This window comes from Collinsella sp. TM06-3, from assembly GCF_003436395.1.
Classification (GTDB): domain Bacteria; phylum Actinomycetota; class Coriobacteriia; order Coriobacteriales; family Coriobacteriaceae; genus Collinsella.
Genome location: NZ_QSPG01000006.1, coordinates 123,313 through 135,627, shown reverse-complemented (window position 1 = coordinate 135,627; position 12,315 = coordinate 123,313). Strand labels below are relative to the sequence as shown.

The 12,315-nt window shown below is 60.2% G+C and carries 10 protein-coding genes; 2 read left to right on the top strand and 8 right to left on the bottom strand.

Annotation, left to right across the window (positions count from 1 at the left end):
* Positions 1-166: 166 nt before the first annotated feature.
* Positions 167-2,095: a TerB family tellurite resistance protein gene (locus tag DXD56_RS04295; RefSeq protein WP_117640274.1), complete on the top strand. Its 1,929-nt coding sequence runs from the start codon at positions 167-169 to the stop codon at positions 2,093-2,095.
* Positions 2,096-2,298: 203 nt separating this feature from the next.
* Here the strand turns inward: DXD56_RS04295 and groL are convergent, their stop codons facing one another.
* The 3 genes from groL to DXD56_RS04280 all read right to left on the bottom strand — a co-directional run bounded on the left by groL (position 2,299) and on the right by DXD56_RS04280 (position 6,399).
* The gene (gene groL, locus DXD56_RS04290; RefSeq protein WP_022094352.1) at positions 2,299-3,936 is read right to left on the bottom strand and encodes a chaperonin GroEL; all 1,638 of its coding nucleotides are present in this window, start codon (positions 3,934-3,936) and stop codon (positions 2,299-2,301) included.
* A 96-nt stretch (positions 3,937-4,032) separates the two neighbouring features.
* Complete coding sequence (gene groES / locus DXD56_RS04285; protein ID WP_022094351.1) at positions 4,033-4,326, bottom strand: co-chaperone GroES; 294 nt, start codon at positions 4,324-4,326, stop codon at positions 4,033-4,035.
* A gap of 435 nt (positions 4,327-4,761) precedes the next feature.
* Positions 4,762-6,399, bottom strand: a complete 1,638-nt coding sequence (locus tag DXD56_RS04280) for an amidohydrolase (protein ID WP_233524931.1) — start codon at positions 6,397-6,399, stop codon at positions 4,762-4,764.
* A 168-nt stretch (positions 6,400-6,567) separates the two neighbouring features.
* On the opposite strand from DXD56_RS04280, the gene DXD56_RS04275 reads away from it, so the two are divergent.
* Entirely contained in the window at positions 6,568-8,031 is a 1,464-nt protein-coding gene (locus tag DXD56_RS04275; protein ID WP_117640272.1) for a M20 family metallopeptidase, read from the top strand.
* Positions 8,032-8,171: 140 nt separating this feature from the next.
* Here DXD56_RS04275 and DXD56_RS04270 read toward each other — a convergent pair whose 3' ends face one another.
* From DXD56_RS04270 to DXD56_RS04250, 5 genes are all read right to left on the bottom strand, one after another.
* A complete protein-coding gene (locus DXD56_RS04270; RefSeq protein ID WP_255413179.1) occupies positions 8,172-9,455 on the bottom strand; it encodes a zinc-ribbon domain-containing protein in 1,284 nt (427 codons plus the stop codon).
* 150 nt (positions 9,456-9,605) lie between these two features.
* On the bottom strand, positions 9,606-10,628 hold the full coding sequence (locus DXD56_RS04265; RefSeq protein ID WP_117584120.1) for a YitT family protein: 1,023 nt from the start codon (positions 10,626-10,628) through the stop codon (positions 9,606-9,608).
* 206 nt (positions 10,629-10,834) lie between these two features.
* Positions 10,835-11,350, bottom strand: a complete 516-nt coding sequence (locus DXD56_RS04260; protein WP_055251999.1) for an Asp23/Gls24 family envelope stress response protein — start codon at positions 11,348-11,350, stop codon at positions 10,835-10,837.
* A gap of 44 nt (positions 11,351-11,394) precedes the next feature.
* Complete coding sequence (locus tag DXD56_RS10185; protein WP_233503061.1) at positions 11,395-11,772, bottom strand: DUF2273 domain-containing protein; 378 nt, start codon at positions 11,770-11,772, stop codon at positions 11,395-11,397.
* Complete coding sequence (locus DXD56_RS04250) at positions 11,765-12,310, bottom strand: hypothetical protein (protein ID WP_117640268.1); 546 nt, start codon at positions 12,308-12,310, stop codon at positions 11,765-11,767. The genes DXD56_RS10185 and DXD56_RS04250 overlap by 8 nt, the downstream gene beginning before the upstream one ends.
* Positions 12,311-12,315: the final 5 nt, after the last annotated feature.

Genomic DNA, 12,315 nt, shown 5'->3' with positions numbered 1-12,315 from the left:
CTATTTGCTCAATGTGTTCGGCTGAGATCGGAAATCAACCGGAGAAACGGAATGGAGATGCGTCCCATTTTCCGTAATCATCAATCCACCAACGCACCCAATGCTTCGCACCGCGCAGTAGTATGAAGGAGGTCGCTGCGCAACCCGCGTATGTCAGGAGAACAAATTGGCAGTAAAACTTGATCTCGGAAAAGCTCTGTCCCAAGCCGCCGGTGAGATGGCAAAAGACGCATCGGCGGCCATCGAGTCCGCCGCCAAAGGCGCCACGAATGCAGCTGAGGGCGCGGGAAACGTTATCGTCGATACGGCCACCTCGGCATCCGAGGCCATCGGCAGCGCCATGTGCTCGGTTGCGGAAGGTATGTCGAGTGCCGGCGAGCAAATTGCATCGTCCGATGCAGGCAAAACGATTATAGGGGCCGCGAACGCGGTAGGCGGAATTGCCATCGGTGCCGCCGTAGATCTGGCCCAAGGAGCATCGTCCCTTGCGTCCGACGCGGCGTCGACCGTGGAGGGCGGGATCAATGCCATCAAGGAGAACTCATTCTCCGCGCGACTCCGCAGGGCACGTATCAAGGGTTTCCGTGACGGAATCAAGCAGGGCGCCTACCTTGCGGGAGAGAAGCGACACAATTTCATCTACGCATATGTGGCAACGCTTTGCTTCCTGATGCGCTGCGACGGTGACTTTTCCCAAGAGGAGCAGAAGTGGCTCGAGGAGGGTCTCAATTACCTCAAGCTGGACGGCGGCCTCCCAAATAACGTCAAGACAAAGGTGCAGGTCATCGCGGATGACAAGGGTTTGTCCTTCGACCAAGTCAAGGACTACTTGGACAACGTTAGCATCGTGTCGCTGGACTCCATGGCCGAGCAGTTGCAAGTCGCCGCGGCGGCGGACGGCCAGGTGACAGAAGAAGAGGAGCATGCCTGCAGACTCTTTGCCGACTATATGGCGGCGAGGGTGGCATGCATGGCCGTTGACGAGAGCCGGGCCGAGCAGGCAGTCGAAAAGTCCGTCCGCGAGTACGGCGAGAACCTTCAGCGCATCGACCGGGAGTTCAAGGAGCGGACGCGACTGCAGGATGCTGACGCCGCCTTTGTCGTCGCCGCAACCATGCTCCAAGTCGCCCGCATTCTTATCATCAACTCACTGACGGAGGTCGAGTGTGCCGGAGCGGGCAACGTAAAAGAACACGCTCTGCACAACTTCCAAAGTCGTGTCTTCTCTGGTTTCGATGACAGGATGCCACGGGAATCGAACCATCTGTTCGCCTCAAAACATCAAATTCTTAATTCACGCGGAGTGCCCTACGACGCGACACGCTATGAGGCAGAAAACATCGGGCTCTTCAAGGGCGCAAACCACCGGTTCGCGACCCTCGGCCACGACCCAGTGCTCGGTCTCGTGTTCGGAACATCTAACATCATGACCAACAGCATCACCTGCGTTAAAGATACTAACGTTTTTGGTATTGGTGCACGAATTCCCGCAACCTACTCGGTCTCCTATGACGCCTTTGGGAAAAATCCACAGATCGGGGCGCCCGCTGGGACTGTAGAGATGCTGGTTGCGGCGGGAAGACGCGTCGTGAGCGAGCCGGATGCCGCCGCGGCTGCTCTAATCAAGCAGCTGATCCACATCGGCACAGACCTGTACACACCGTGCGGGATACAGATCCCATTCGCCAATCTCATCCTCGACAAAACACATACCGAGGTGCTTACCAAATACGTCAGCACCGGCGATGTGCTGAAGGTCGGCGCGCAGGCAGGTATGGCCGCGCTTATCAACTGGTTGATAGCGGCACTTCACGGGTGCTCACTGATATTCAAGGACGACGGATCAGATTACTGCACCGAGATGTACCAAGCACGTACCAAGAAAATCATCCTCCTGTCCGATACCATCGCAACTTCAAGCAGCGTCATACGGGCGTTAATCAAAGAGAATCCCAAGTGCCTCGACCTCGGAGGCGCAGCGATACTCGTCTACCGACTGTTCTCGGACGCGCGTTTCATTGCTAAGCTCAAAGAAGAGTATATGCAATCGGAGCTCAATATAATCTACAACGAGCGAGCAAAAGGGCTGCTCTGATTCCTCGGCGCCCTACCTCTTACATCACCATTCAAACAAAGCGGAAAGCACCTCATTAAATAAAGACATCAGCACAAAAAGGACCCCTTGCCCGCGGCTCCAAAGGAGCAGGACAAGGGGCCCCAATCTAACCGAGGACGTTCCGGAGAGAAGACCCCGTCACGCCCCCGGATTCCCGGTGGGAGTTCTAGACCTTGTCGGCCTTAGTACATACCGCCGCCCTGCTGACCAGCGGTAGCAGCAGCGATAGCGTCCTCAAGCTGAGTGTTCTTGGGCACATCGGAGACGGTGGCCTCGGTGATGAGAATCAGGCTGGCGACAGAAGCAGCGTTCTGCAGGGTGACGCGGCTGACCTTGACGGGGTCGAGGACGCCCATCTCGATCATGTCGCCCCACTCGCCGTTGGCAGAGTTGAGACCCTGGCCGGCGGGCAGCTCGGCAACCTTGTCGACCACGACAGCGCCCTCAAAACCAGCGTTCTTGGCGATGGTAGCGACCGGAGCAGTCAGAGCCTTCTTGACGATGTCGACACCGATCTTCTCCTCAGGGTCGTCAAGCTCAACGGCGTCGAGTGCAGGAGCAGCGTCCATGAAGGCGACGCCGCCACCGGCGACAATGCCCTCCTCGACAGCAGCGCGGGTAGCCTGCAGAGCGTCCTCGACGCGATGCTTGATCTCCTTGAGCTCGGACTCGGTAGCAGCGCCGACCTTGATGACGGCAACGCCACCGGAGAGCTTGGCCAGGCGCTCCTGGAGCTTTTCACGGTCGAAGTCAGAGGTGGTGTTCTCCATCTCGCCCTTGATCTGAGCGATGCGGGCGTCGATGGCCTCCTTGGAGCCAGCGCCGCCGACGACGACGGTGTTGTCCTTGGAGATGGTGACGGACTTAGCGGTACCGAGCATATCGGCGGTGATGTCAGCGACCTTCACGCCCAGCTCGTCCAGAGCAGCCTGGCCACCGGTGAGGACGGCGATGTCCTCCAGGATGCGCTTGCGGCGATCGCCGTAGCCCGGGGCCTTGACGGCGCAGACGTTGAGGGCGCCACGGATCTTGTTGAGGACGAGGGTCGGCAGAGCCTCGCCATCGATGTCCTCAGCGATGATGAGCAGGCCACGGCCAGCGCGCTGGACAGCCTCGAGAACAGGCATGATGTCCTGGACGCTGGAGATCTTCTGGTCGGTGATGAGGATGTACGGATCCTTCATCACGGCCTCCATGCGGTCGTTATCCGTGACGAAGTAAGCGGAGACATAGCCCTTGTCGAACTGCATGCCCTCGACGGTGTCGATGGTGATGTCGAACGTCTGGGAATCCTCGACGGTGATGACGCCGTCCTTGCCCACGACCTCCATGGCCTCGGCGATCTTCTCGCCGACCTCGGGGTCACCGGCGGAGATGGTACCGACGGAAGCAATCTGCTCCTTGGTCTCGACCGGCTTGGCCTGCTTCTTCATCTCGGCGACGGCGGCGTTGACGGCCTTGTCGATGCCGCGACGGATGGCCAGCGGGTTGGCGCCAGCGGCGACGTTGCGCAGACCGTCGTTGACGATGGCTTGAGCGAGCAGGGTTGCGGTGGTGGTGCCGTCACCCACGGTGTCGTTGGTCTTGGTGGCGACCTCCTTCACCAGCTGAGCGCCCATGTTCTCGATGTTGTCCTCGAGCTCGATCTCCTTGGCGACAGAAACGCCGTCGTTGGTGATGGTCGGAGCACCGAACGTGCGCTGCAGCGCAACGTAGCGGCCCTTGGGGCCCATGGTGACGGTAACGGCGTCGGCCAGAGTGTTGACACCCTTGGCGAGCTTAGCGCGGGCATCGGTGTTGAACGTAATGTTCTTTGCCATGGTAGGTAATCCTCCAAAAGAAACGTGACTCGCGTCGCCGCTTCCGAGTCCTATGCGGCGGGCGCGTTCAAAGACGAATCAGAGATTCTGACGAGACTAGGCCTCGACAACAGCGTAGATGTCGTCGGCGCGCATCAGCAGATACTTCTCGCCGTCGACCTTGACCTCGTTGCCACCGAACTTACCGTAGATGACAACGTCACCGACCTTGACGTCCATGGGGATGCGCTCACCCTTGTCGTTGACCTTGCCGGCGCCAACGGCAACGATGGTGCCGCGCTGCGGCTTCTCCTGGGCGTTGCTGGCGATATACAGACCAGAAGCGGTCTTCTGCTCGGCCTCGTCGGGCTTGACCAGAACACGATCTGCAAGCGGCTTCAAAGACGACATGCTTGTTTCCTCCTTTTTGGGCCGCGCGGTTATGCCGCGCGAATTAACCCTTTTTGTTTGCGTACGCGTTGAATGGTACCCACGAATGGCGGGTTATACAACACGGAGTCAAAAAATCTTATTTTTTGGCACTTAGATTTTCTGAATGCCGGGGGATAACTTAGCGATGCCTCCCGTGTGGCTCCGGAGGGGCGGGGCATAAGGTTTCCTGCTCGGGCAGTCCTGCTCGCACGAAGGCCACATTAAGTGGCCTTCGGCTCGTGCGGAACTCGCGATAAACCTTATGCCCCGCCCCTCCGGAGCCACACGGGAGGCAGGTTAACTAATTCGGGCCCGGCATTCAGAAAAGTCAGTGCAGCAAAATGGCGATGCAGATGGTGCGAACAAGAAAGGGGCACGTTGCAGAAACGCGCCCCTTATGGGTGGGGTATGGGGCTAGCGCTCGTAGATCAGGTTGCCGGCTAGGTAGGTGGCTTGGACTTTGGTGGCTTGGAGTTCTTGGGGGTCGATGGTGAGTGGGTTTTGGTCCAGGACTACCAGGTCGGCGTATTTGCCGGGTTCCAGGCTGCCGAGGTTTTGCTCGTCGCCTGCCGCGTAGGCGCTGCCCAGGGTGTAGTTGCGCAGGGCCGTTGCCGCATCGATGCGCTCGCTCGGCAGCCAGCCGCCCTCGGGCCAGTGGCTTTTGGGGTCTTGGCGCGTAATAGCCGTGTAGAGCACGTTCATGCTGGTAACGGGCGTGATAGGGCTGTCAGTACCGAAGGCTTGGCGAATGCCGCGCTGCTTATAGGTTGCAAACGGCCACATGATGCGGCTGCGCTCCATGCCCAAATCGCGCTCGGGGCCGCCCGGGTCGAGCGTAATGTGACAGGGCTGGCTCGAGGCAATCACGTTGAGCTTGCGCAGGCGATCGATGTCCTGGGGCAGGAGATTCTCCAGATGCTCAAGCGTATTATGGCCGTGCTGGGGCAGGCCGTACAGGTCGGCGGCCTCCTCGAAGATATCCAGCGCGGCATGAATCGCACCGTCGCCGATGACGTGGATACGCACAGTGTGGCCGCGCTCCGCAGCCGCCAGAACCAGCTTACGCATGCGCTCGGCAGGAACTGTCAGACGGCCCTGGTCGCCCGGGAAGCGCGGACTGGTATAGGGCTCGGTGAGATATGCCGTGTGTTCGCTCGACACGCCGTCGAAGAACTGCTTAAAGCCCGGTGCCGAGAGCAGCACATTGTTCGCGTAACGTGCCTGCAGCTCTTCCAAGCGCGACTGGTCATCCAGCAGCGTGGGGAACAGATGGGCTCGGATGCCCAACTTGCCGGCTGCCTGTAGCTTGTCGTAGACATCATCGCGGATAAAATCGCAGCCCGGCATGGGCATGAGCGACATATCGCAGATTGAGGTGATGCCTTGCTCGGCCATACGCTTCATCTGGTCGGCGTAAGCGCTTGCGATGCGGTCCTCGCCCAGCCACTCCAGGCAGCGCGGCAGCAGCTGCATAGCAGCTGCCTCGTGGGCGATACCCGTAAGCTCACCGTTTGAGTCTTTGTCGTAACTGCCACCCGCCGGAGGCTCGCTGTCGCGCGTAACGCCGAGCGCCTCGAGCGCGCGGCTGTTGAGCCACAGCGTATGCCCGTCGCCCGAGTACATAACACAGGGGCGATCGGGGAAGGCAGCGTCGAGGGAGGCCTTGGTAGGGTGCTCGGGCGGATCCCAGCGGTAATCGCGCCAACCCTGGGTCACAACCCAAGCGTCATCGGGCAGGTCCTTGGAAAACTCGAGCGCGTGCTGCACCAGCGCAGCCTCGGACGTGCCCATATCCATGAGCATGTACGGCGAGGAGCCGACCGAGGTATGGAAGAAGTGCAGATGAGCGTCATGGAAACCTGGGCAGACAAACTGCTCGCCGTAGTCGATAACCGGCGTAGCGGCAGGAGCGGCGGCAATCACGTCATCGGGCGCACCGACTGCGACGATACGGTCGCCTGCGATGGCAATCGCCAGCTCGCGGGCGGTATCGATGCCGTCTTGCGCGGTAAAGACGTTCTTGGAGCGGATAATCCGATCGATATGTTGCATGGGCATCCCCATCTCTGGCAGGAAATTCAACACCCCCGAGTGTACTCCCCCGCCCTTGTAACAAAACCCCAAGCGGCAAACGGCAACTTTACCAGCCCTAGCGGCAGGTGGCATACTGGAGAGAGCCTGTACGATTTTGCGATCAACCCAGCAAGGAGCAAATCGACCATGACGAAGACCAAGGCACAGCAGATTATGGCGGCGACCGAGGCTCGCGCGGCTGACGACGTCACCGCAGCCATCAAAGATATCGCTACCGAGTTTGAACCCTATATCATCAAGCAGCGCCGGCACTTCCATAAGCACCCGGAGCTGAGCCTTGCCGAGGAGCGCACGACCTCCGACATCGCCAACCAGCTCGACGCCATGAATATCCCCTACGAGCGTCCCCTTAAGACGGGCCTTGTGGCGACCCTTCGCGGCACCGCGCCGGATGCCTATCGCGAGGACGGCACGCCACGCCGCCGCATCCTTCTGCGCGCCGACATCGACGCCCTGCCCGTCACCGAGCAGACCGGCGAAGAGTTCGCCAGCGTCAACGAGGGCTGCATGCACGCCTGCGGCCATGACTGCCACATCGCCATGATGCTCGGCACGCTGCAGATCCTGCGCCATATGACCGACGACATCCACGGCGAAGTCCGCATCGTCTTCCAGCCCAGTGAGGAAAACGGCCAGGGCGCCAAACTCATGATCGGCACGGGCGTGCTCGACGGCGTCGATGGCGCCTACGCCGCGCACATCTGGAGTGAGGTCGACGCCGGCACCGTGAGCTGCGAGCCCGGACCGCGCATGGCCAATACCGACTGGTTCCGCATCGACGTCCGCGGCACCTCGTGCCACGGCGCCATGCCCCAGCGCGGTCACGACGCCGTTATGGTTGCCGCCGAGATCGTCAACGCTCTGCAGACCATCGTTTCGCGCGAGATCAGTCCCTACGAGCCGGCCGTCATTACCGTCGGCGAGCTGCACGGCGGCACCGCGCGCAACGTTATCGCCGGCACGGCCTACCTCGCCGGCACGGTGCGCACCTACGGAGATTCGACCCACGAGGAAATGCCGGAGCTCATGCGCCGCATCGTGGAGCATACCGCGGCCGCCTTGGGCGCCGAGGCAGAGCTCACCGACTACACCATCGCCAATTACAAGGTCGAAAACGATGCCGCCTCGAGCGAGCGCTGCCGCCAGGCAGTAATCAAATGCTTGGGCCCCACCGGCCAAGGCCATTACCGCGGCACGCTTTCGGGCGAGGATTTTTCGGAGTACCTGCGCCGCGTACCGGGCGTGCTCGCCTTTGTAGGTACGCGCAACCCCAAGATTGGCGCCACGTACGCCCAACATTCCTGCTTCTACAAGATCGACGAGACTGTGCTGGCAAAGGGCTCCATGGTGGCCGCCCAGTATGCCATCGACTTTTTGGCCGAGCCCACCCAAGAGGAGCTCGACGGCCCCGCGATCACCGCGGTCGCCGAAACCAACCCCGACTTGGCCGCCAAGTTGCGCTCTGCCAAGGCCACGTCCGCCGAGGCTCGCGATGCTATCCATGATGCCCGCACGGCGCGCCATGCCGCCATCAAGGGCATCCATGATGCACGTGCCGCCGCTCGCCGCGAGGAGAAGCACGACGAGTAGTCGATCCACGACCATCTCGCAGTCATAGCCGCATCGCGATATCAAAGCGGGGGCGGACGCTTCGGCACGTCCGCCCCCGCTTATTTGTCAAGCGCTATTTCTACCGTTTCTACCCCGTCCCCAAATGGCAGGTGGCAGGGTTACTCGTCCTGCGGGTCCTCGTCGGAGCTTGGCGCGGGGTCGGGCTCAGGCGCAGGCTCGGGCTCCGGTTCCGACATGGGCGCGGGGTCGGGCTCAGGCACGGGCGCGGGCTCAGGCTCAGGCTCAGGCTCAGGCTCGGGCGCAGGCGCCGCAGCGGAATCGGATACGGGCGCTGCGTCGGTGCTAAAACCAGCCGGAGCAGACTTCTTCTCAAACGGCAGCACAAAGGTCAGGACGTCATCCTTATCCTCATCAGCCCATTCAGCTGCATAGCGCGCTACCCAGTAGCCAACGGCACGATGCTTGAGCATCTTGCCAAAGACCGTGAGGAATACCGTGACAAACGCCGTCAGCACCAAGAACAATACGAGCGTGATGCCACCGCCGGTAACAAGCGCCTCAATAGCCGAAGGACGGTAGTAGTAGCTATACATACCGACAGAGGCAATGGCGCCGAAGACGAGCGTCAGGATCCATGTGACAACGTTGGCGACCAGACCCGTCAAAAACTCGGGAAAGAACGAAGCGCAGAACAGCTTGGTCTTGTTGTGCTTAAACGCCGCCCAGACCTTGTCGAGCGAAAACGCGCTCTCGACACGACCGGTCACCGCAAAGTGCATCACGGCAATGTCGGCGAACATCTTAAAGAAGACCCCCAAGACCGCCGTGGCAATCATAGCCAGGACAAGCAGGCCAAGCGAGCCAAACAGCGCTGCCTCGAGTGCATAGGAGCCGTAATACGAATACGAGCCCGCGGCGCCAATTACCACGCTCTCCACTAGCGAAAGCACTACACCGATAACGGGAATGGCAGCGATAACCTCGAGCACGACCGAGATAACGCTCGAAAAGACTCCGAGGCCAAACGACGTGGAACGCATGAGTGGACGATCCATACCGCCATCAACCTTGAGCGACAGATCGCGACCCCACTCAATACCAAAGCCGGAACCACACACGCTCGCAATGCAAGCTGCCAAAAAGCCGATGGCAGCTGCAATGCCGCCAATAACGGGAATGAACAGCACGAGCACCGACACGACGCAGATAAGCGCCGGCAAAAAGGCGATCTGGCACACGCGCTGCAGCACGCCCGGCGTCTTGGTCATATCCTCGAACGCCTGAGCCGTGCAGCCCTTGGGCACGTTCATGACAGGCTGAGGCTCAAACTGCTGAGGCTGCCCCTGAGGATTGGAGGCTGCGGCACCGGCATTGGGGGCACCACACGCACCACAGAACTTATCGTTGTCGCCCATGGGGGCACCACACTGCGAACAGAACATCGAGATCATCCCTTCGTATCTTGAGCGAATCATCTGGATCGCAAACGATGTCTTTGGCATCATTATCACCCAATGTGGGGACAAATACTCCAACATGACGCATTTGCAATGCGCAGGGCGCTATTCGATTGTTTGATGAGCTCGACCGCGTTAGTTCGTTCCGCGAAAACCCTTGCCGACGATCTCGGAGCTGTCGACGATCGTGATAAAGGCACCCGGATCGACTTCGCGCGCATAGCGGCGCAGTTGCACGGCCTCGCGACGGCTTAGCACGCTCATGATCACCGTCACGCACTTGCCCGAGAAAGCACCGTAGCCGCGGCTGATAGTCGCCGTACGGTTGAGATGCTTGACGATAAACTCCTCGACCTTAAGGGGCTCGGAGCAAATGACCGTGCAGACTTTACGCAGGTGGATGCTCTCGATGGCTTTGTCGACCACAAGCGTCTTGGCAAACAGGCCGAGCACGCAATACAGACCGACGCGCGGGCCGTACAAGAAGGCCGCGATGGTCACGATGCCGATATCGACCAGCAGCAGCGCACGGCCGATCTCAAGCGTCGTGCGGCGTTTGAGAATCATGGCGAGGATGTCCGTGCCGCCCGTCGAGGCACCAATATCAAAGACGATGGCGCTGCCGAGCGCCGGCAGAATCACGGCAAAGCACAGGTCGAGCCACATATCGCCCGTCATCGAGACATCGGTCGGAATAAAGAGCTCAAACAGCGAAACATAGGCGGACAGCGCAAACGAGGCAAAGACACTCCACAGGATTGCCTTGCGCTCCAAAAAGATAAAGCCCAGAACGACCAGGACCGCATTGATAATCCACATAAAGACGCCGACGGGCAGGGTCGGGAACAGCGTGGACAGAATGACCGACACGCCCGAGGTGCCGCCAAAAGCAAAGTGATTAGGGGTTTTAAACGCGACGATGGCAAAGGCCGTGAGGATCAGGCCCAAATTGAGCTCGGCAAAAAAGCGCGGAAAGCCCGGCTCCTGGCTGCGCTTGCGACCAGCGCGCTCGCCCCGCTCGATAACATCGCGATCGACCACGCGTTCCATCGGCACTACGGGAGGACGATGCACCTCCTCGGCAGCACGCGACGCCGCCTCTGCCGCAGCGGCCTCAATTGCCCATGCCTTGCTTTCTGTTTCGTGCTCGTCGGCCATTACGGCAACCCCTCGTTAACAATTTGGAAACAATGCGCCCATTAGAGTAACGCGGAACGTGGGGATTGCAACCCTTAGTTAGACGAGCGGTATGACTATATCGGGAGCGTACAAAAACGGCCGGCCACGCTTTTGCTTGCGCGGTCGGCCGTTTAATGTTTTCGCAGATAAAACCTGCCAAAACAAACCTGTCCCTTTTTGGAAGGTTATTCGTGCTGGCTGGTGCGGTGCTCGTACTCCTCGGGGGTGATGACATCCTCGATGCGCAGGTTGACGCCCGCCACCTCAAGGCCAGTCATCGCGGCAAGGCGCTCGGTGACACGTGCCTTAACATCGTCGAAGATCGCGGGCGCATAGGCGCCGTACTCGATGATGACGGAGATGTTGACGACCACGCGATTATCGTCGGTGACCTCGACCGTCACGCCCTTGGTCAGATTCTCGGCACCAAACTGCTCCTGCACAAAGTGCATGAGGTTACCCTTCATGCCCAGAACGTGCGGAACCTCGCGGGTGGCCATGGCAACGATCTTCTCGATCACGCCGTTGGAATAGGTCAGCGAGTCCTCGGACTCATCCGCTTCCTCGTCGTCCTCATCCGTATCGGACTCGGCCTCGACGAGAGCCTCATCCTCGAGCGTCACATCCTCAGCTTCGGCGACGACCGCCTCGTTCTCCTCGAGCTCGGTATCGGCTACATCGACCTTCGTATTAAAAGCCATGGTTCCTCCTTATGCCTGCCGCGGATGCGACAGTCGAATACATATTAGCGGCCGCTAAACAGACGGCCGAAGAAGTTGACGATCCCGTTCTCGCCGTCGCGAATTTGGCCGATCACAGCGCCGATCAGCACGAAGAATGCAATGACGAGCGTGTCCCACAGGCCCAACGTGAGCACCAACACGGCGAGGATAAAGCCGGCGACGGCGCCGAGCGTGGTGTTGGGATGACGCACAGCATAGCTCCAGACGGCAGCGCCCGTACCCTTGATGAGACCCATAGCCTCGTCAAAATCCGCGGCTGCCGCGTCTTGTAACTCGGTTGCCTCTGCTTTGGAATCAACAGGTTCGCTCGCCGACGTGGCGCTCTGGTCAATCGTCAGGCGCGGCGTACGAGCGGTCTTATCTTGATTGGTATCACTCACCGGAAACCTCCACGGTCTGGACGGTAGTCTTGGACGGCAAAAAACGGACGCGCGCGGTCGTACCCGGCGCGCCGAGCATGGTATCGCAGGCTTCTTCGATGCGCTGCTGCATCGCGGTAGCCAGAGATGCCACGTCCTTATCGTCAAGCGCGATAGCCTCGACCTTAAAACGGACGTGCGAATCGTCGGGGCCTTGGACGCGAGCCTCGACATGCTCGACCATCACGCGGTCGTCGCGCTCGGCAGCAACCCTGGCGCACGAAGAAAGCGCCGCAAGGGTAACCTCGATATTGCGCTCCCCCGCCGGATGCACGCAGGACGGTTCGCGACGGGCGAACATCAGGCGAAAAAAGCTCAGCAGTACGCCGATCGCCACGACGCCGGCGCACGCCGTCACGACGATGCGCGGCATGGGGTCGCGCATCAGCAGCATAAAGCGATACGTATACGGCCCCCAAAACTGGCAGACAAGCGTACCCAGTGCCACGATGGTGGCGGCAAGATACACGATCGCTAGGGCTCGTTTGAGTACGCGCACGCGGC